Consider the following 19,146-nt stretch of genomic DNA (forward strand, 5'->3'; position numbering starts at 1 on the left):
CGTTCTGGCACGTCCGAAGTCGGCGGACCGTCAGGACCAGCCCAGTTCGTGCAGCCGGTCGTCGCTGATCCCGAAGTGGTGTGCGATTTCGTGCACGACCGTAATCCGGACCTCTTCTACCACGTCATCGGGTGTCTCGCAGATCGCGCAGATCTCCCGCCAATAGATGAAGATCTGGTCCGGGAGGACCCCCGCGTAGCCGTCTCCCCGCTCGGTCAGGGGGATGCCCTCGTACAGGCCGAGCAGCCCCGGCTCGGGCGGGTCCTCGGCCACGGTGATCACCACGTTGTCCATGAGCCCGGTGAGGTCGGCGGGGATGGAGTCGAGCGCATCGCCGACCAACTCCTCGAAGCGCCTGCGCGAGAGTTCGACCACGCCTCGTATTCTCCGTCATCCCCGCTCCCGCCCGGCGACCGCCCCGCGCCCCGCGGCCGCACGCCCCGTCCCACGTGCGACGAGGCTCTGCGCCCACGCCTCCGGTGTCCTCCACTCGGCACGTTGGGAGCGCCGGGAGCCCGGGCATGATGAAGGCGTGTTCTCTCGCATGAGATCCGCACTGGCCGTCGATCCCCGCCACCTGGCGGCCCGGATCGCGCGCCTGCGCGAGGGCCGCGCCTGGCGGGTCGCGGTGGTGGCCGCCGTTGCGCTGCTGGGCGGATGGCTCGGCCTGGCACTGGGCGGCCAGGTGCTCACCCCCATCGGGCCGGCGGATGTCAGGCTCAGCGTGAGCCCGACCCTGCACGGCGAGACCGTCCTGGACGTGTCCCCGCTGGGCCGTCTCGCATTCGACACCCACCGTGCCCCGCTCCGGTTCGAGGCGGCGATCTCCGAGATCCGGCTGTCGGCGGCCGAGGAGATGTTCGAGAACCCCGAGGCCATCGACCTGATGGCCGACCGGATCGGAGCGGAGGTCCGCTCCGGGGTCATCCGCCTCTTCGCGCAGGCCGCCGTCGCCGCCGTGCTCGGGGCGGCCCTGATGGCGCTGGTGGTGTTCCGGAGCTGGCGGCGCGCGGGCTGGAGCGCGCTGACCGCCCTGCTCACCCTGGCCGCCGCCGGAGGCGTGACGGTGGCGACGTTCAACCCCGGCGCGATCGCCGAGCCCCGCTATTCGGGGCTGCTGGCCGGCGCGCCCCAGGTCGTCGGCAGCGCCGAGGACGTGATCAGCCGCTTCTCCGAGTACCGCGAGCAACTGGCCGGCCTGGTCGGCAACGTCTCACAGATCTACGAGGCGACGTCCGACCTTCCGGTCTACGACGACGACGGCTCGACGATCCGCGTGCTGCACGTCTCCGACATCCACCTCAACCCGGCGTCGTGGAACGTCATCCGGTCGCTCCAGGAGCAGTTCCGGGTGGACCTGATCGTTGATTCCGGCGACCTGACCGACCGCGGCAGCGCCGCCGAGGACGTGTTCGCCGACGACATCGCGCGCCTCGGCGTCCCCTATGTGTGGGTGCGCGGCAACCACGACTCCATGGGCACGCAGCGTGCCGTCGAGGCGCAGCCCAACGCGATCGTCCTCGACGGCGGGACCGCCGAGGTCGAGGGCATCACCTTCTACGGGGCGGGCGACCCCCGCTTCACCCCCGACCGGACCCGCGACGACCCCGACACCGCCGAGGTCGCCGCCCTCGGCGCGGAGCAGGCGGCCTCGCTCGACGACGCCGATCCGCCGGTCGACGTCGCCGTCCTGCACGACTCCGTCCAGGCCGGCGCGTTCAGCGGGCACACCCCTCTGGTGCTCACCGGGCACGGGCACGAGCGGAGCACGGAGATCGACGGCGCCGGGACCCGCTTCATCGTGCAGGGCTCCACCGGCGGAGCCGGCCTGCGGGGGCTGGACGAGGACTCAGGCGGACCGACGCCCTACGAGGCGTCGGTGCTCTACTTCGACGCCGAGACCAAGCGGTTGCAGGCCTGGGACGACATCACGCTCGGCGGCCTGGGGCTGACATCGGCCCAGATCGAGCGGCACATCGAGCCGGAACCCGACCGCGACGTCACCCCGCCCACCGCCCCGCCGGGCACGCCCGCCACACCGGGAACGGCGACCCCCGGCACGCCGACCGACGGCCCCTCGCCGCCGTGACCTCCCCGGGACCGGCGGGGCGGCCAAACCGCTTTGGCACTGTGGGGAAATCTCCCCTATGCTTGTGCCGTCCCCGACGGCATGACGAAGCGGGAAAAGGCGACTCGTTCGTCGTCGAGGCCCCCATCGTCTAGTGGCCTAGGACGCCGCCCTTTCAAGGCGGTAACGCCGGTTCGAATCCGGTTGGGGGTACGGCTCCGGTCCGAGTACTGTCGGCCATCTGGCAGAATGAGGCCCGGAGAACGGAGCGCGGATCACCCGGAACCACCGGAAACCCCGCGCATCCCGTCCACAACAGAATCATGGTCCTGTGGAGCAGCTAGGAGTGCTCGCCACCCTGTCAAGGTGGAGGCCGCGGGTTCAAATCCCGTCAGGACCGCCCCTCATCACACCCACGGGTGTGCCCGGGGCCAGGTAGCTCAGTCGGTACGAGCGTCCGCCTGAAAAGCGGAAGGTCGGCGGTTCGACCCCGCCCCTGGCCACTTTCCACCTCTGTCCAGCGGAGACGCGTAGGCAAGTTCGCTTGCTAGCGTCGCCACAATGCTGGAACAGAGGAAAACTATGGGATCCTCCCAGCGCGCTCCGCGCGCCCCCAAGAACCTCGATGCCGGGGTCCTCGGGGCTCACATCGCCTCCTTCGAACTCCACCTCCACGCGGAGAAGAAGTCCGACAAGACGGTCCGCACCTACCGTGAGGCCGCCCAGTGGATGGCCGCCGCTCATCTGCTCCCCGAGCCGACCATGGTGCCCGCCACCGGTGGTGACGAGCCCGCCGGACTTGGCTGCGGCAAGGACGACTGGGCCGACGTCACCCGCGACGACATCCGCCGCTGGATCGTCTGGCTCCTCGACACCTACAGCGACTCCTACGCCAACAACCAGTTCCGCGCGCTCCAGCAGTTCTGGAAGTGGTGGGCGCAGGAGGAAGACCTCCCCAACCACGCGCGTGCGCGTCAAGCACAAGGAGGCCCGGCGTCCCCTGCTCTGGCTGGGCATCCGGAACCGGCCCCCGATGACGCCCAACGGGATCTATCAGATGGTGGCGCGTCGAGGTAAGGAGTGCGGCGTCGAGGTCCACCCGCACAAGTTCCGGCACAACTTCTCCCACGCCTGGCTGAACCGCAAGGGTTCGGAGGGAGACCTCAAGGAACTCAACGGCTGGTCGTCCGACCAGATGTTGCGCCGCTACGGGCGGTCGGCCGCGGGAGCACGGGCTCGCCGCCACTACGACCAGATCATGGACGGCGCGTAGGTGGCAGGGCAGCTCGCGCCAGTCTGATTTGCGTTGCGCAGGCCCGGCGGGAGGACTCCGCCTCTCGCCGGGCCGGAAGCGCCTAGTTCGCCGCGCAGCAGCTCTTTTCGGGCGTCGCGGGGATGGAGTCGTCAACGGCGGTCGTTGGGGGCTTGCCCTTCTGGTCGCTGTCGCTCGTGACCACGTAGACCTCCCACGGCTCCCTGCCGGGGCCGTGGACCCACACCTTGTCCTGCACGGCGTAGCAGCAGGAGGTGTCGTTCTCCTCGAACGTGGCCAATCCCGCCTCCTTGAGCCGGTCGGTGGCGGCGTCGACCTGAACGGTGCTATCCACCTCGACGCCGAGGTGGTCGAGGCGGGTGTCCTGGCCGGGCTCGCCTTCGATCAGCACGAGCTTCATCGGAGGCTCGGTGACGGCGAAGTTGGCGTATCCGGGGCGGCGCTTGGCGGGCTCGACGCCGAACAGCTTCGAGTAGAAGACGACGGATCCTTCCAGGTCGGCGACGTTCAGGGCGAGTTGGACACGGGACATCGGGGGTCTCCTCGATCCGTTGTATCGATGTTCGTCGATACAACGTTGCGCACTGGATCGAAGTTTGTCAACATAGACGCATGTCGAAACAAGAGATCGGGATGCCCGGTTCGGACGGCACGGTCCAAGGCTGCTGTCCGGGGCTGCTGACGGCGCCGCTGGATGAGGACCAGGCCGTTGAGCTGGCGCGGGTGTTCAAGGCGCTGGGCGATCCGGTGCGGCTGCGGCTGCTGTCGATGATCGCGTCCCGCGCCGGGGGTGAGGTGTGCGTGTGCGACCTGACGCCCGCCTTCGACCTGTCACAGCCGACCGTCTCCCACCACCTGAAGCTGCTGCGCGAGGCAGGGCTGATCGCCTCCGAGCGGCGCGGGACGTGGGTGTACTACCGGCTGCTCCCGGAGATGACCGACCGCCTCGCCGGGATCCTGACCCGCCCCGCCGGGGCGCCGGTCGGCTCACCCGCCGGATCCCAGGCGTGACCGCCCCGACGACACGGGCCGCTCCGGCGGTCACCGGGCGGCTGGGGACGCTGGACCGGTTCCTGACGGTGTGGATCCTGGTGGCCATGGCGGTCGGGCTGGCGCTGGGTCGGCTGGTCCCGGGGCTCGGTGAGCTGCTGGCAGGGGTCGGTGTCGCCGGGGTCTCGCTGCCGATCGCCCTGGGCCTGCTGGTGATGATGTACCCGGCGCTGGCCAAGGTCCGCTACGACCGGCTGGGGGCGGTCACCGGTGACCGGCGGCTGCTGGTGGCCTCCCTGGCCGTGAACTGGGTGGCCGGGCCGGCGGTGATGTTCGCGCTGGCGTGGCTGCTGCTGCCCGACCTGCCGGAGTACCGGACCGGGCTGATCATCGTGGGGCTGGCCCGCTGTATCGCCATGGTGATCATCTGGAACGACCTGGCGTGCGGCGACCGGGAGGCGGCGGCCGTGCTGGTCGCGCTGAACTCGCTGTTCCAGGTGGTGGCCTTCGCCCTGCTGGGCTGGTTCTACCTGGCGGTGCTGCCGGGCTGGCTCGGGTGGGAACAGGCCGCCCTGGACGTGTCGGTGGCCCAGATCGCCGGGTCGGTGCTGGTGTTCCTCGGTGTGCCGCTGCTGGCCGGATACCTCACCCGCCACTTCGGCGAGAAGGCACGCGGGCGCGCCTGGTACGAGACCCGGTTCCTGCCCCGTATCGGGCCGGTCGCGCTGTATGGTCTGCTGTTCACCATCGTGGTGCTCTTCGCCCTCCAAGGGGAGGCGATCACGTCACGGCCGCTGGACGTCGCCCGCATCGCCCTGCCCCTGCTGGCCTACTTCCTCATCATGTGGGCGGGCTCGCTGGCCCTGGGCCGGGCGCTGGGGATGGGCTACCCCCGGTCGGTGACGCTGGCGTTCACCGCAGCGGGCAACAACTTCGAACTCGCGATCGCGGTGGCCATCGCCACCTTCGGCGCGGCCTCCGGCCAAGCGCTGGCCGGGGTGGTGGGCCCGCTGATCGAGGTCCCCGTGCTCATCGGCCTGGTGCATGTCGCACTGGCCGCCCGCCGCTTCTTCCCGGAAAGGCCCACTGCTGATGTCTGAGTCCATGCCGTCGGTGCTGTTCGTGTGCGTGCACAACGCAGGCCGCTCGCAGATGGCCGCCGCCTTCCTCACCCACCTGGTCGGCGACCGCGTCGAGGTACGCTCGGCGGGCTCGGCGCCGGCGGAGACGGTCAACCCCGCCGTCGTGGAAGCGATGGCCGAAGTCGGCATCGATCTCTCAGACGCGACGCCGAAGGTCCTGACCACGGAAGCCGTGCAGACGTCGGACGTGGTGATCACGATGGGATGCGGGGACGCCTGCCCGTTCTTCCCCGGCAAGCGCTACCTCGACTGGGAACTGCCCGACCCGGCCGGCAAGGGGGTGGAGGCCGTGCGCCCTATCCGCGACGAGATCCGCAGCCGGATCACCGCACTGGTGGCCGAACTCCTGCCGACGGCAAGGTAAGACCTCATCCCGACCCGGGCCATCACTGTGGCGCGATCCGATCGACACCTTCAGATGGGGAGTAGACCGGTCCCCAAACACTCCCCGAACGGGCCGCCAGGTGAGTCGGTTGCACGACCGTGTCGCCGCGGTTCGCGATGCTCTCGTCTCCCGTAGCAGCACACCGGAAGTGCGGGAATTCGCCGAGCAGGCGGATGCCGAACTCGGCCTCGGGGTGTGATCTCCTAGGGGCGATAGTGCCGTCCCCGAGGGAGCCGCTGCATGCGCTGGACCGTCCACTCCGAGGAGCAGCTCTACCGAGACCGGTGGCTGGACATCCGCGTCGCCGATGTGGAGATCACCGGCGGGCGGCACCTGGAGCACCGCCTCATCCGGTCGGCGCCGGGCGCCGGCGCCGTCGTCATGGACGACAAGGACCGGGTCCTGCTGGAGTGGCGGCACCGGTTCATCACCGGCACCTGGGGCTACGAGATCCCGATCGGCGGTATCCACGACGGCGAAGACCCCGCGGTCGCTGCCGCGCGCGAAGTCGAAGAGGAGACTGGGTGGCGCCCGGGTCCGCTCCGGCCGCTGATCTACGCCCAGCCATCCAGCGGCATCAGCGACAGCGAGCACCACATCTTCTTCGCCGACTCCGCCGAACACGTCGGCGCCCCGTCCGAGGACTGGGAAGCCGAGCGCATCGAGTGGGTCCCGCTCACGAGCGTGCCCGAGCTCGTGCGCAAGCGCGAACTGGTGTCCGGCACCTCCATGAACGCGCTGCTATACCTCGCCACCGCCGGACGGCCGTCCGCCGGGTAGGACCTTGCACCGCGCGTTGTGAGGGCGCTCTGCAATCGAAGTCAGGTTGTCCGCGGACAATGGAGTGGGCCCGAGGCTGCCTGATGACCTGTGCGCGCCTGATTCAGTTGGCAAAGCGCGCCTTCGCCTGAGCGTAGGCCTTGATTGTGCTGTAGGCGACGGCGGCTCGTGCTCGTCCATCAAACCGGCCCAGATCTCCTCTGCGGTGCGGGAGAAGCCACCCGGGTTGCTCGGCGGTTGTCTGAGGCCACATCCGATCCGGAGCGGTGCCCAGAACCGGACACGGCGAGGACAGGCCGCACACGATAGGACCACCCTGGGGTCCGTAAGAGCGCAATCTCCGCGAGGTAAGAGAGATGAGGGTCTCCATGGGCGACCAGCCCACCCGGCCGACGCCGCCGAGGATCAGGAATGCCCTGCTCGTGCTCGTAATCCAGGTGGTCTACAGTGTCGCCGTCGGATTGCTGATCCTGGCCGACATCGCCGTGCGTATCGATCATCACCAGGAGGTCGGTCTCGTGCCCGGCGTCCTGATAGGTATCTCCGTCATCCTGGCGGCCGCGCTGGCCCTTTGCGCAGTCTTCATGCGCAAGCGGTTCGACGATGCCAGGAGCGCCGTTTTCTTGGTGGAGAGCCTGGCCATACCGGCGGGGCTGGCCGTCCTACTGCTCACCGGTATGGGCTTGGGTGCACTGCCTGGGCTGATGCTCCCCATCGCGGTCATGTTCTCGCTGAGAGGGGACGAAGCCGACCAGTGGTTTGACCGGTAGTTCCGTGTGGTGCAGAACCGTGGCCGCCAGCGGGTGGGTGAAGAGAACAGGTTGGGGCTCAGAGTCCCACCCACTGGCCTACACGCGGTCGGCAAATAGGCATGCAGGTCCTCCTCACCGGCGGGGGACTCGCGGTCAACGTTCCGGCAACTGATCGACGAAATCATCAGGGTTGTAACGGCGGAAGCTCGTGGCTATCGTTCCATCCACATTCCGCCTATAGCGTTCCCGCTCGGATGCGACGTGGAAAGACGCTGGTGGCTACACCGCTCAGGCTGTTAGACCTGAAAAGCGGAAGGTCGGCGGTTCGACCCCGCCCCTGGCCACATCTGATTGCGAATGAAAGCCCCGTGACCTGCCTTGACAGGCCACGGGGCTTAGTCGTTCCCCGATACTCCGGTGGCGCTCAGCGGATGGCTGCGGCGAATATGCGTCCACGTGGGGTCGCGGCGCGGGCCCACGTGGCGGGGTCAGGCGTCCTCGGGGGCGGCGCGGCGGGTGAGGCGTTCGTGGCGTTGGCGGGCGGCCTGGGCGGTGCCGAGGCCGAGGCCGAAGGCGATCTCGTGCCAGGTCATACCGCGGCCCTTGGCCATGTGCAGGAGGCCGGCCTCCATCTGGTCGAATTCGCCGCGCGCCCACGGCACCAGCGTGAGGGCGGCGGTGAGGTCGCTCCGGTCGACCGGGGGCTCGTCGTCCTCGGGCAGGGCGCTGCCCGCTGCGAGGTCGGCGATGCGGCGGACCGCGTCGAAGGGTTCCATGGGCATCCGGCGCTCGTCCCAGCGGGTGCGGTGGTCGCCGGTGGCGTGCCGTTCGGTGATGCGCATGAGCGCCTCGTAGCTGCGGAGGCGGCGCGCGTCCTGGGGGTCGGGCCGGGTGAAGGGATCGCTCTGCGAGTCGTTTCGCGGGTCGGTCTGCGGGTCGTCCTGCGAGGCGTTCTGCTCGTTCTGTGAGGCGTTCCGCTCGTTCTGCGGGTTCTCGGGCATGTCTCGATGATGGGTCTTGAACAGATCGTTGTCAACATAATGATGTGAACGCTCTGTTGAAGACTACGGCGTGGAATGTCCTGGAACCCCCCTTTCGCGGGGCGGGGGAGTCGTTTACAGTCAGGGGCCGGTTACGAAGCGCGGTCAGCGGTGGGGTTCTGCGTATTGGAAAGCGCTTACCTTGACCGCCGTGCCGCGCGGGTATCGACCGGCGACAACACGACCGACACGAGCAAGAAGAGGTGATCACGTGATCATCAGCGAGAAGAGGGATCCCCGCCGCCGTGCGGCCTGGACCCGGCGCACAACAGCGGTCGCCGCGGGCGTCGCTCTGGCCTCCGGCGCCCTGGCCGCCCCGGCTGCGGCCGACGCCCCGGTCGCACCCCTTGCCGCACCCCTGGCCGAGACGTGCGAGGCGTTCGGCACCATCGACCAGGGGTCCTACTGGATCAACAACAACCTCTGGGGCCAGGACGCCGGCACCGGGTCGCAGTGCATCGAGGACACTTTCACCGACGGCGACACCATCGGCTGGCGTACCGAGTGGCAGTGGGAGGGCGGGCCCTCCTCGGTCAAGTCGTTCTCCAGCTCGGTGCTCGGGTGGCACTGGGGCTGGCGCAACAGCGACACCGGCCTGCCCGTGCAGCTCTCCGCCGGCACCTCCATCCCCAGCTCGTGGGAGTACGACGTCCAGCCCGACGACCCGGGGACGATGAACGTCGCCTACGACCTCTGGCTGCACGAGATCCCGAACCCCGGATCCACGGACGACCCCACCGACGAGATCATGATCTGGCCCTACACGTCCGGCGGCGCCGGCCCCATCGGCCAGCGGATCGACACCGTTACCGTCGACGGCCAGGAGTGGGACCTCTACCAGGGCCAGATCCCCGACGCCTGGAACGTCTACTCCTTCGTGCGCACCTCCAACACCGAGTCGCTGGACATCGACATCGCGTCCTTCACCGGCCACCTGGTCGACCGCGGGCTCCTCGCCGAGACCAAGTACCTGTCGAGCGTGCAGGCCGGAACCGAGGTCTTCACCGGGCAGGGCGCCCTGGAGACGCTCTCCTACAGCGCCGTCGTCGGCTGAGCCGACGGCGCATCCGCTGTCCCCCCACCCCTTCCCCGTTCACCACCCCCCACATCCCCACCCCCTGATCCCTCCCCACCCCACGCCCCTGATCCCCGTCCCCACGACCGCCCCGCCCGCCCGGCCCCCGCGCGGGCGGGCGCCCGTTCCCGCAGGCGGAGGCCCCGGGCCGCGGAAAACCGTTCGCGTCCGGACCGTGACGGCGGGCATAGTGGCCTCCCATGGGCCACATCGATGTCGCCGGGGTGGGCTACCGGCTCCCCGACGGCCGCATGCTGCTGGACGACGTCTCCTTCCGCATCGGGGAGGGGATGAAGGCCGTGCTGGTCGGGGCCAACGGCAGCGGCAAGACGACCCTGCTGCGGGTGGTCGCCGGCGACGAGCCGCCGTTCGAGGGCGCCGTGACCCGCAGCGGCAGGATCGGGGTCATGCGCCAGTTCATCGGCTCCCACGCCGCCTCCGCCGCCGAGGGCGGGGCCGACGGCGTCTCCGCCCCGCTATCGGCCGACTCCTGCGTCCGCGACCTGCTCGTCTCGGTGGCGGCGCCCCGGGTGCGCGCCGCGGCGCGGGAACTCGACGCCGCCGAACTCGTGATGATGGAGCGCGACGACGAGGCCGCCCAGCTCCGCTACGCCCAAGCGCTGTCGGACTGGGCCGACGCCGGCGGCTACGACGCCGAGGTGCTGTGGGACGTGTGCACCGTCGCCGCGCTCGGGGTGCCGTTCACCGCCGCCCAGTACCGCGAGCTGGGCACGCTCTCCGGAGGCGAACAGAAGCGGCTCGCCCTGGAGGCCCTGCTGCGCGGCCCCGACGACGTGCTCCTGCTCGACGAGCCCGACAACTACCTGGACGTCCCCGGCAAGCAGTGGCTGGAGGAGCAGCTGCGGGCCACCGCGAAGACGGTGCTGTTCATCAGCCACGACCGGGAGCTGATCGCCGCTACCGCCAGCCATCTCATCACCCTGGAGGGCGGCGCGGGCGCCGGGAATTCCGCGTGGGTGCACGGCGGCGGCTACGCCGGATACCACGCCGCCCGCGAGGACCGCCATGCCCGCTTCGCGGAGCTGCGCCGCCGCTGGGACGAGCGCCACAAGAGCCTGCGCGAGCTGGTCCGCAACCTGCGGCAGAAGGCCGCCTACAACGACGGCATGTCCAGCCGCTACCAGGCGGCGCTCACCCGCCTGCGCAGGTTCGAGGACGCCGGGCCGCCGCCCGAGCCGCCGCGCGCGCAGGCGATCACCATGCGGCTGCGTGGCGGGCGCACCGGCGTCCGCGCCCTCACCTGCCGTGACCTGGAGCTGACCGGCCTCATGCGCCCCTTCACCGCCGAGGTGTTCTACGGCGAGCGGATCGGGGTCCTGGGCTCCAACGGGTCGGGGAAGTCCCACTTCCTGCGGCTGCTGGCCGACCCCTCCGGGGTCGCCCACAGCGGGGAGGCGAAGCTCGGCGCGCGCGTGGTCCCCGGCCACTTCGCCCAGACCCACCACCACCCCGAATGGACGGGGCGGACGCTGGCGGCGATCCTCGCCGAGGAGTACGCCCTGCCCCTTGAGCGCTCGGCGCCCGTTCTCCAGCGCTACGAACTAGTGCACCAGCGCGACCAGCGGTTCGAGACGCTCTCGGGCGGGCAGCAGGCGCGCTTCCAGATCGTGCTGCTGGAGCTGTCGGGCGCCACGATGCTGCTGCTGGACGAGCCCACCGACAACCTCGACGTCGACTCCGCCGATGCCCTGGAGACGGCGCTGGAGTCCTTCGAGGGCACGGTGCTCTCCGTCACCCACGACCGCTGGTTCGCCCGCTCGTTCGACCGCTTCCTGGTGTTCGGTGCGGAGGGGGACGTCTACGTCTCGGACACCCCGGTGTGGGACGAGGGCCGCGTCCGCCGCGATCGGACGTGATCCCCGGGGACGGTGCCCGGTTCCCGTCCGGCGGCGGCCCCGCTGTCCGGATGGACGGAGTGCTCGGCGGAGCCGCTAGAGTTGAAGCAGCGGACGGCGATCCCGTCCGTGTCAAGGTCCTGTGGAGCAGCTAGGAGTGCTCGCCACCCTGTCAAGGTGGAGGCCGCGGGTTCAAATCCCGTCAGGACCGCCCCTCACCACCACCGCCCGGAGCCCCATGGCCCCGGGTTTCTTCATGCCCGGCCCGATCCGCCGGTCTCGCGCGGCGAAGGAGGCGAGCGCCGTGGCCTACCGCTACGCCACCGAGCGGGCCGACCACTCCGACCTCGCGAGCGGATGCGTGCTCCGGTCGGCACCCGGTCGCCCCGGCTTCCCCGTGCGCCTGGCCGGTGAGCTGTTCCAGCGCGCGGCCGCCCATGCGGGGCAGGGCCCCATTGCGCTGTGGGACCCGTGCTGCGGCAGCGGGCACCTGGTGACCGCGGTCGGCCTGCTGCACCGCGACCGGCTGTCCCGGATCCTGGCCACCGATACCGACGACGCCGCCGTGGGCCTGGCCGCACGCAACCTGGACCTGCTGACCTCCGAGGGGCTGGCCGCCCGCGAACGGGAGCTGCGCGCCGACGCCGAGCGGTTCGGCAGGCCGTCCTTCCTGGACCGGGCCGCGGCCGCCCGCCGGCTCTCCGGCCGCCTGGCCGCGATGGGCGGCGACCTGCCCTGCGCCGTGCGCACCGGCGACGCCTTCGCCCCGGAGCCGCCCGGCCGGGTGGACGTGGTGCTCACGGACGTGCCCTACGGCGACCTCAGCCACTGGTCGGGCCGACTCCCTGAGGGCGACCCCGTGTCGGCGCTGCTGCGGTCGCTGGCCGCGGTCCTGCCCGGCGGTGCGGTCATCGCCGTGACCGCCCGTACCCGCAAGGTCCCGGTACCCGCCGGCGTCGCCGCCCTGGAGCGGATGCGCGCCGGCAATCGCGCGGCGGTCCTGGTCCGCGCGGGCGATCTGCACGGCTGAGACGGGGGCGGGCACACGCCGCGTGCCCCGGCGTTCAGCGGCCGCCGTCGAGCCGGGGGTCGGGCAGCGCCTCGGTGCCGACCGTGTTGGCGGTGACGGTCAGCCGCCAGACATCCTCCGGCTCCTCGCCAACGGCGTCGATGGCGCCGTCGAGAATGTGGTCGAAGGTGAAGTGCCGGAACGCTCCGGGGTAGTCGCGGCCGGGGACCGGTGCGGCGAGTTCGTGCTCGACGGCGGCCCCGGGCTTGAGGAACGTGTCGATGAGGTAGGCCATCCATGCGACGGCGCCGTAGAACTTCTCGGCCTCGTTCCACGTGATGGCGCCACCGTCACCGGTGGGCTCCCACTTGCACCACAGAGCGGGCTGGCCATCGGGCGGCCTGTTGTGGTCGAGGACATCGGGCTCCAGGGCCATGCCGGCGTGGCCGCCGCCGTCCACGTAGTACGGGCCCCGGGTGCGGTGCATCCGGCGGGTTCCGGCGAACCGCCGCAGGTAGGCGATCTCATGGATGTTGAGGGGCGGGTGCACGGCGACCCGGCCGGTGAACTCCGTCTCGTAGCCCATTCGAGGCCCTTTCCGGTAGGGGGCATCGGTGCCGAGAACGGCCGCAACCGTACACGGCCCCTCCGACGGTGTGGCGGGGCCGTGATCGCGGGCGCCGCCGGTAATGTGGCGTCGGGACGGTGACCTGCCGGTTTCCCGGCCGTTGTGCCGCGCCGGAGGCGGCGGCCGACCGGGCGGAGGGACGCCGAGAGGAGGGGGCGACCGCATGGAGTTCTTCCCCGCGATGCCGTTGGCGGAGTGGAGCGACACCAAGCGGACCCTGCACCGCTTCTTGCAGATCGTCGGCAAGATCCGCCTGGCGTCGAGTCCGCGCCGCAACCACTGGTGGCACGTGCCCTTCCACCTGACCGGCACCGGCCTGACGACCCGCCCCATGGGCCGGGTCGATGGAAACCCGATCTTCACCATCGACTTCGACCTGGTCGGCCACCGGCTGGTGGCCAGCTCGGTCGACGGCCGCACCGCGTCGTTCCCCGTGCAGGGCCACAGTGTCTCCTCGTTCTACCGGGAGGTTCTGGGCACCCTCGAAGGGATCGGCGTGCACGCGCGTATCGAGATCCCGCGCCCCTACGACCTCCCCGATTCCGGGAGCACCTTCGTCGAGGACACCGAGCACACCGTCTACGACACCGCGGCCGTCACGCGCTACTGGCAGGTGCTGTCGCAGGTCAACCTGGTGATGGAGGAGTTCGCGGCGCGCTTCTCGGGCAAGACCAGCCCGGTGCACCATTTCTGGCACACCCTCGACATCGCCGTGACCCGGTTCTCCGATACCCCGGTGAGCCAGCCGCGCGAGGCCGGCCCGCTGATCCGCGAGGCTTACTCGCGCGAGGCGATCAGCTTCGGGTTCTGGTTCGGCGACGACACCGTCCCCGAGCCCGCGTTCTACTCCTACACCGTGCCCGAGCCCGACGGCCTCACCGGCCGCCCGCTGCCCGACGGCGCCGAATGGGCCACCGGCGGCAGCGGCCACCTCGCGCTGCTGCGCTACGAACGGGTACGCCAGGAGGCCGACCGCGCCGGTGCCGTCCTCGCCTTCTACGAGGCGGCCTACCGCGCCGGGGCGGAGCTGCGGGGGTGGCCGGTCGACGCGCTGGCCTGCGCCGACGGCGTGACCGACCCGTTCCGCCGCAAGGGGGGGCCGTGGACCTGACGATCACCGACGTCCCGTCGGCCAAGCGCTTCGAGGCCCGCGACGGCGATGCACTGGCCGGCTTCGCCGTCTACATCCCCACGGATGAGATGATCGTCTTCACCCACACCGAGGTCCCGCCGTCCTACGCGGGCCAGGGCGTCGGAGGGGCCTTGGTGCGCGGCGCGCTGGACGACGTGCGCGATCGGGGCCTGGCCGTGCTCCCCCTGTGCCCGTTCGTCAAGGCGTGGATCGGGCGCCACCCCGACTACGCGGACCTGGTGTATTCGGCGCCGGAGAGCCGCGTGAGCGACTGAGCGGGCATCGGCTCCCCTCACTCTTCAGCGACCGTGCGGTGACAGGTAACGTAGCGTTGCGAATCGGTGCCTTTTCGGCAACTTCGCCCCCCGTCGTCGCCGCGACCTGCGTCTCGGGGGTAGGGTCGCGCGTCGGCATTCCGCCGGAGCAAAGGAGCACCACGGGCCGTGGAACGACTCGACGCATGGGCCAACCAGATGGTCCTCACGTTCACCGACTTTTACTGGCAATGGCTACTCATCCCCTTCTTGACGATCTTGAGCATCTATTTCACCGTGCGGCTGGGCGGTGTCCAGTTCCGCCTGATCCCGGAGATGTTCCGGATCATGCGTGACGCCCCCGGGACGGCCGAGGACGGCAAGAAGGCGATCTCCTCTTTCCAGGCCTTCTCCATCTCGGCCGCCGCCCGGATCGGCACCGGCAACGTGGTCGGTGTGGCCGGCGCCATCGCCGTCGGCGGGCCGGGCGCGGTCCTATGGATGTGGCTCATGGCGATGCTGCTGGGCGCCGCGAGCTTCGTGGAGTCCACACTCGCCCAGCTCTACAAGGTCCGCGACAAGCAGAGCTTCCGCGGCGGCCCCGCCTTCTACATGCAGCACGGCCTGGGCAAGCGGTGGATGGGCGCCATCTTCGCCGTCACGATCACCGTGACCTTCGGGTTCGTGTTCAACGCCGTGCAGTCCAACACGATCTCCACCGCCATCGCCGGGTCGGTCGAGGCGACCGGCGCGACCGCCCCCGGCTGGCTGGCGCCGCTGGTCGGTGCGGTGCTGGTGGCGGTCTCGGCGGCGGTGGTCTTCGGCGGCGTGCGCCGGATCGCGCGCGTGTCGGAGCTGCTGGTGCCGGTCATGGCGCTGTCCTACATCCTCATGGGCATCGTCGTGGTCGCGCTGAATGTGGACCAGATCCCCAATGTGCTCGCCCAGATCGTGACGGGCGGGCTGGGCCTGCGTGAATTCGCGGGTGCGGCGCTGGGCACCGCGATCATCCAGGGCGCCCGGCGCGGCATGTTCTCCAACGAGGCCGGGCTCGGCTCGGCGCCCAACGCCGGTGCCACGGCGACGGTCACCCACCCGGTCAAGCAGGGCCTGGTGCAGACGCTGGGGGTCTACTTCGACACCCTCGTGGTGTGCTCGGTGACCGCGTTCATCATCCTGGTCAACGACCCGGTCTACGGCGAGGGCCGCGGGCCCGCGCTCACCCAGGACGCGCTGGAGGCGAGCCTCGGCACCTGGTCGCTGCACCTGCTGACGGCGGTGCTGCTGATGCTGTGCTACAGCTCGGTGCTGGGCAACTACTTCTACGGCGAGAACAACGTCGGCTTCCTCAGCCGCAGCACCGGGGTCATGACCGGCTTCAAGGTCGTCTTCCTGGGTGCGGTGTTCTTCGGCTCCATCGGGACCGTCGACATCGTGTGGAACCTCGCCGACACCACCATGGGGTTCATGGCGCTGATCAACCTGCTCGCACTCGCGCCGTTGAGCGGGGTGGTGGTCGCGCTGCTCAAGGACTACGTGGCCCAGCGCAAGCAGGGGATCGACCCGGTGTTCACCCGCGACCGGCTGCCCCAGCTGACCGGGGTGCAGTGCTGGGAGCCCGAGCCCCAGGTCCGCGACGACTCCGTGACCGACAAGGTCTGAGTCCCCGGGCCCGGTGAGCCGCACGCTCCGGGCCTGGTGATGCGGGCGGGTCCGCCGACACTCCGGTGCCGGCGGACCCGCCCGTCGTCGTTCCCGGACCGTGCGCGGTGCGTGTCCGGATCCGGTCGTTCGTCACGAGTTGCCCCGCGGGCCGCCGAAGCGGTGATCTCCGGTGATCGTCTGCGGGTAGGCTCTGCCGACGCCGACCCCCTGCATGTGGAATGGATGGAGCCTGCCCGGTGACCCTGCGAGAACGTGTCCGGGGCGTGGTCGAAGCGCGCTGGTTCCAGACGGCCATCATCTCCCTCATCCTCGTCAACGGGATGATCCTCGGGCTGGAGACCTCCCCCGCGATCATGGCCCGGCACGGGGAGACGCTGCACGGCATCGACCTGCTGGTGCTCGCGGTGTTCGTGGTGGAGCTCGGGCTGCGGATCTTCGCCCACCGGGGCTCCTTCTTCCGCGACCCGTGGGGCTGGTTCGACCTGGTGATCGTCGGCATCGCCCTGCTCCCGGCGTCGGGCCCCTTCGCCGTGCTGCGGGTCCTGCGCGTGCTGCGCGTGCTGCGCCTGCTGTCGGTCATCCCGACCCTGCGGCACGTGGTGACCGGGCTCTTCAAGGCGCTGCCGGGCATGGCGTCGATCTCCCTGCTGGTCGCGCTCCTGCTCTACGTGGCGGCCGTCATGGCCACCAACCTGTTCCGGGCGAGCGCGCCCGAGTACTTCGGCGACATCCTCACCGCGCTGTTCACGCTGTTCCAGATCATGACCGGCGACAGCTGGGGCGAGATCGCGCACACCGTGATGGCGGAGCAGCCGACCGCGTGGGTGTTCTTCGTGGTGTTCATCCTCCTCTCGACGTTCGTCGCGCTGAACCTGTTCATCGCGGTGGCGGTCGAGGCGCTGGAGCACGACAAGGACGGCAGCACCGAGGCGCCGTCGGCCGAGGGCGATGCGGTACTGGCGGAGCTGCGCGCCCTCCGCTCGGAGATCGCGGAGTTGCGGCGGGACACCGCGGTGGCACGGGAGCCGGAGACCGCCGGGGGAACGGTGCCGGCGCGCGACGGCGCCTAGGGTCCGGATATATCCGGCAGGTGACCCATAGCGGCACAGACGGGTGCAAGATGCCCGAGCGAAGGGTGCCGCAGCGCGCGGTGAGTCGCTAGTGTGCTAGGTCACAACCGAGTCCTGTGTCCGAGGGGGTCAGATGACCATCGTCTCGATCGAGCCCGCCACCCCGGATCGGTGGGACGACCTGGAGCGGCTGTTCGGGCGGACCGGAGCCTACGGCCATTGCTGGTGCGCGTACTTCCGCCGCCGCGCGAAGGACTTCACCGCCAGCGTGTCCTGCGCCCCCGCAGAGCGGGGCACCGGCAACCGTGAGGAGCTGCGCCGGCTGACCCTGGAGGGCCGGGTCCCCGGGCTGCTGGCCTACGAGGACGGGCGGCCGTGCGGGTGGGTCTCCGTCGCGCCGCGCGACGACTACGTCCGCCTGTCGCGGTCTCGGTCGCTGCGCCCGGCCGACCCCGACGAGCCCGGCGTGTGGTCGGTCGTGTGCTTCTGGCTGCCCCCGCGCCGCCGCCGTAAGGGGCTGGGAGCCCAGCTCCTCGACGCCGCTGTGGAGTACGCGCGCGACGGCGGCGGCCGGGTGCTGGAGGCCTATCCCGTCGACACCGCGGGCGGGCGCGCCCCCAGCGCCGAGGTCTACACCGGGACCGTGCGCATGTTCCAGAAGGCCGGCTTCTCCTGCTCCGCCCACCCCGCCAGCGGCCGCCCCATCGCCCGCCTGCCCCTCAAGGCCGACTAGCTCGGACCCCTTCGGCGGGCCGGAACCGGTGCCGCAGCGCAGGACGCCCCCGTCGGCCGGATCGTGCCGGCCGACGGGGGCGTCCCCCCGTTATGAAGATCCCTGGGATCAGCGGGTGGAGACGGCCCCGCCTTCGAGCTCCGCGTACCCGGTCTCCTCCTCGTGGTCGGAGAGACCGAACCCGTGGGGGGCGTAGCCCACGTTGAAGGTGTCGCTGGAGTGGTAGCCCGCCTTCCCCTGTCAGGCGGCGGCGTCGACGTCGGCGGAGGCGGTGCCCGCCATGCCGATCAGAGCGGGGACGATGATTGCGGAACCGAGGAGGACGCGCTTCATGTTCTGCATTTCGATCCTTTGCGCTTGTGATGCGAGGGAATTTCGCTGCTGCTTCTCGCTCCGGTGCGATCACTTCTTAACGAGGTGAAGCCTGTGCGGGCCCTGCACGGTGGAAGATCTCGCCACCTGCGGCCGCCCCCAATCACGAACCCGGAAGTGATCCAGGTCACCCGGCGTGCGATTCGGTGGAATAAGGGCGAAAGGCGCTCCCGACTGGTGCAATATCTGGCGACAAAATGCCTTCTGTTCCGCTTGCTGCACGGAGATTTCCCCCGTTTTTCAGGCGGCAGAATAGGTGATTTCCAATCGTGGCCGAATTCGGTCGCTCGGGTGCTTTCCCGGCATGGCCCGGCTGGGGTGGGTCCGGCCCCGGCGGCGGGCGGCTCGGCGTTGCATACCCCATGGGGGTATGGTAATCCTGATGGTGCCGCTGGATGCGGGGCCCGCCCGCAGCGGGCGGCGACGGGCGTGCACAGCGCCGTCGCGAACGAGCACACGAGGAGGCGGATATGTCCGTCGGTACGAGCACGGTCTACGAGGTCGAGGGCATGACCTGCGGGCACTGCGCCCAGTCGGTGAGCCGTGAGGTCGGCGCGGTGCCCGGGGTCAGCGGCGTCGACGTCGACGTCGCGACCGGCCGGGTCACCGTGACCGGTGACGGCCCGGTGGACGCCGCGCTGGTCCGCGCGGCCGTCGACGAGGCCGGCTACACGGTGAAGGGCTGAGCGCGAAGACCCCGGGTGCGGCCCCCCAGGTATGACGACGGCCCCCGCTGCGGCGGGGGCCGTCGCCGCGTTTCGGACGTCCGCGGGGGGCGCACGGTGCGGTGGACGCTGAGTGGCCGTCCGGTTGCGGCACTCCTTTCCCGGTGCGGGCGAACGCGCTAGGGTTTCGACCCGGACATCCCGTCCCGCACGGGTTTCGGTGACCCCGGACCGGGCGGTGGCGCCGATCCGGCTGC

Annotated in this window: 21 protein-coding genes and 4 tRNA genes; 21 read left to right on the forward strand and 4 right to left on the reverse strand. The window is 70.4% G+C overall.

All coding sequences use genetic code 11. The features are described from left to right. Positions 1-30: 30 nt before the first annotated feature. Positions 31-375, reverse strand: coding sequence for a metallopeptidase family protein (locus ACFOVU_RS19625; protein WP_378535720.1), 345 nt, complete (start codon positions 373-375; stop codon positions 31-33). Positions 376-544: 169 nt separating this feature from the next. Between ACFOVU_RS19625 and ACFOVU_RS19630 the strand changes: the two genes are divergently transcribed. From ACFOVU_RS19630 to ACFOVU_RS19655, 6 genes are all read left to right on the forward strand, one after another. Further along, positions 545-2,089 (forward strand): metallophosphoesterase family protein, encoded by a 1,545-nt coding sequence (locus ACFOVU_RS19630; protein ID WP_378535722.1) that lies wholly within the window; start codon positions 545-547, stop codon positions 2,087-2,089. A 119-nt stretch (positions 2,090-2,208) separates the two neighbouring features. Beyond that, positions 2,209-2,281: transfer RNA gene (locus ACFOVU_RS19635), tRNA-Glu, on the forward strand. Between the two features lie 112 nt (positions 2,282-2,393). After that, a tRNA-Asp gene (locus tag ACFOVU_RS19640) sits at positions 2,394-2,468 on the forward strand. Between the two features lie 29 nt (positions 2,469-2,497). After that, a tRNA-Phe gene (locus ACFOVU_RS19645) sits at positions 2,498-2,571 on the forward strand. Between the two features lie 79 nt (positions 2,572-2,650). Beyond that, positions 2,651-3,145 (forward strand): hypothetical protein, encoded by a 495-nt coding sequence (locus ACFOVU_RS19650; RefSeq protein WP_378535724.1) that lies wholly within the window; start codon positions 2,651-2,653, stop codon positions 3,143-3,145. Then, complete coding sequence (locus ACFOVU_RS19655) at positions 3,126-3,341, forward strand: tyrosine-type recombinase/integrase (RefSeq protein WP_378535726.1); 216 nt, start codon at positions 3,126-3,128, stop codon at positions 3,339-3,341. Before ACFOVU_RS19650 ends, ACFOVU_RS19655 begins: the two co-directional genes overlap by 20 nt. An 82-nt stretch (positions 3,342-3,423) precedes the next feature. Here ACFOVU_RS19655 and ACFOVU_RS19660 read toward each other — a convergent pair whose 3' ends face one another. Next, entirely contained in the window at positions 3,424-3,873 is a 450-nt protein-coding gene (locus tag ACFOVU_RS19660) for an ArsI/CadI family heavy metal resistance metalloenzyme (RefSeq protein ID WP_378535728.1), read from the reverse strand. An 80-nt stretch (positions 3,874-3,953) separates the two neighbouring features. On the opposite strand from ACFOVU_RS19660, the gene ACFOVU_RS19665 reads away from it, so the two are divergent. From ACFOVU_RS19665 to ACFOVU_RS19685, 5 genes are all read left to right on the forward strand, one after another. After that, positions 3,954-4,352, forward strand: a complete 399-nt coding sequence (locus ACFOVU_RS19665; RefSeq protein WP_378535729.1) for an ArsR/SmtB family transcription factor — start codon at positions 3,954-3,956, stop codon at positions 4,350-4,352. Then, a complete protein-coding gene (gene arsB / locus ACFOVU_RS19670; protein ID WP_378535731.1) occupies positions 4,349-5,431 on the forward strand; it encodes an ACR3 family arsenite efflux transporter in 1,083 nt (360 codons plus the stop codon). Before ACFOVU_RS19665 ends, arsB begins: the two co-directional genes overlap by 4 nt. After that, positions 5,424-5,837, forward strand: a complete 414-nt coding sequence (locus ACFOVU_RS19675) for an arsenate reductase ArsC (RefSeq protein ID WP_378535732.1) — start codon at positions 5,424-5,426, stop codon at positions 5,835-5,837. Before arsB ends, ACFOVU_RS19675 begins: the two co-directional genes overlap by 8 nt. A gap of 261 nt (positions 5,838-6,098) precedes the next feature. Next, positions 6,099-6,638, forward strand: a complete 540-nt coding sequence (locus tag ACFOVU_RS19680) for an NUDIX hydrolase (RefSeq protein WP_378535734.1) — start codon at positions 6,099-6,101, stop codon at positions 6,636-6,638. A gap of 368 nt (positions 6,639-7,006) precedes the next feature. Continuing rightward, the gene (locus tag ACFOVU_RS19685; protein WP_378535736.1) at positions 7,007-7,408 is read left to right on the forward strand and encodes a hypothetical protein; all 402 of its coding nucleotides are present in this window, start codon (positions 7,007-7,009) and stop codon (positions 7,406-7,408) included. Positions 7,409-7,878: 470 nt separating this feature from the next. Here the strand turns inward: ACFOVU_RS19685 and ACFOVU_RS19690 are convergent, their stop codons facing one another. Continuing rightward, positions 7,879-8,391: a DNA-binding protein gene (locus ACFOVU_RS19690; protein ID WP_378535738.1), complete on the reverse strand. Its 513-nt coding sequence runs from the start codon at positions 8,389-8,391 to the stop codon at positions 7,879-7,881. Between the two features lie 250 nt (positions 8,392-8,641). Here ACFOVU_RS19690 and ACFOVU_RS19695 point away from each other — a divergent pair, with 250 nt between their 5' ends. The 4 genes from ACFOVU_RS19695 to ACFOVU_RS19710 all read left to right on the forward strand — a co-directional run bounded on the left by ACFOVU_RS19695 (position 8,642) and on the right by ACFOVU_RS19710 (position 12,391). After that, positions 8,642-9,484 carry a GH12 family glycosyl hydrolase domain-containing protein gene (locus ACFOVU_RS19695; protein WP_378535740.1) on the forward strand — a complete coding sequence of 281 codons (843 nt, stop codon included), beginning with the start codon at positions 8,642-8,644 and terminating at the stop codon, positions 9,482-9,484. Positions 9,485-9,705: 221 nt separating this feature from the next. After that, on the forward strand, positions 9,706-11,382 hold the full coding sequence (locus tag ACFOVU_RS19700; protein ID WP_378535742.1) for an ABC-F family ATP-binding cassette domain-containing protein: 1,677 nt from the start codon (positions 9,706-9,708) through the stop codon (positions 11,380-11,382). A gap of 115 nt (positions 11,383-11,497) precedes the next feature. Further along, positions 11,498-11,572: transfer RNA gene (locus ACFOVU_RS19705), tRNA-Asp, on the forward strand. A 93-nt stretch (positions 11,573-11,665) separates the two neighbouring features. Further along, the gene (locus ACFOVU_RS19710; RefSeq protein WP_378535744.1) at positions 11,666-12,391 is read left to right on the forward strand and encodes an rRNA methyltransferase; all 726 of its coding nucleotides are present in this window, start codon (positions 11,666-11,668) and stop codon (positions 12,389-12,391) included. A gap of 34 nt (positions 12,392-12,425) precedes the next feature. Here ACFOVU_RS19710 and ACFOVU_RS19715 read toward each other — a convergent pair whose 3' ends face one another. Continuing rightward, a complete protein-coding gene (locus ACFOVU_RS19715; RefSeq protein WP_378535746.1) occupies positions 12,426-12,956 on the reverse strand; it encodes a hypothetical protein in 531 nt (176 codons plus the stop codon). Positions 12,957-13,161: 205 nt separating this feature from the next. Here ACFOVU_RS19715 and ACFOVU_RS19720 point away from each other — a divergent pair, with 205 nt between their 5' ends. The 6 genes from ACFOVU_RS19720 (at position 13,162) to ACFOVU_RS19745 (ending at position 18,910) form a co-directional block, all read left to right on the forward strand. Further along, positions 13,162-14,109 carry a DUF5996 family protein gene (locus ACFOVU_RS19720; RefSeq protein ID WP_378535748.1) on the forward strand — a complete coding sequence of 316 codons (948 nt, stop codon included), beginning with the start codon at positions 13,162-13,164 and terminating at the stop codon, positions 14,107-14,109. Continuing rightward, positions 14,100-14,405, forward strand: a complete 306-nt coding sequence (locus tag ACFOVU_RS19725; RefSeq protein ID WP_378535750.1) for a GNAT family N-acetyltransferase — start codon at positions 14,100-14,102, stop codon at positions 14,403-14,405. The genes ACFOVU_RS19720 and ACFOVU_RS19725 overlap by 10 nt, the downstream gene beginning before the upstream one ends. A 198-nt stretch (positions 14,406-14,603) precedes the next feature. Then, positions 14,604-16,046, forward strand: coding sequence for an alanine/glycine:cation symporter family protein (locus ACFOVU_RS19730; RefSeq protein ID WP_378535922.1), 1,443 nt, complete (start codon positions 14,604-14,606; stop codon positions 16,044-16,046). Between the two features lie 239 nt (positions 16,047-16,285). Continuing rightward, positions 16,286-17,119 carry an ion transporter gene (locus tag ACFOVU_RS19735; RefSeq protein ID WP_378535752.1) on the forward strand — a complete coding sequence of 278 codons (834 nt, stop codon included), beginning with the start codon at positions 16,286-16,288 and terminating at the stop codon, positions 17,117-17,119. A 133-nt stretch (positions 17,120-17,252) separates the two neighbouring features. Continuing rightward, the gene (locus tag ACFOVU_RS19740) at positions 17,253-17,852 is read left to right on the forward strand and encodes a GNAT family N-acetyltransferase (RefSeq protein WP_378535754.1); all 600 of its coding nucleotides are present in this window, start codon (positions 17,253-17,255) and stop codon (positions 17,850-17,852) included. Positions 17,853-18,694: 842 nt separating this feature from the next. Next, positions 18,695-18,910, forward strand: a complete 216-nt coding sequence (locus ACFOVU_RS19745) for a heavy-metal-associated domain-containing protein (RefSeq protein WP_378535756.1) — start codon at positions 18,695-18,697, stop codon at positions 18,908-18,910. The last annotated feature ends 236 nt before the right edge of the window (positions 18,911-19,146 follow it).

Source organism: Nocardiopsis sediminis (genome assembly GCF_042650565.1).
Lineage (GTDB): Bacteria > Actinomycetota > Actinomycetes > Streptosporangiales > Streptosporangiaceae > Nocardiopsis_B > Nocardiopsis_B sediminis.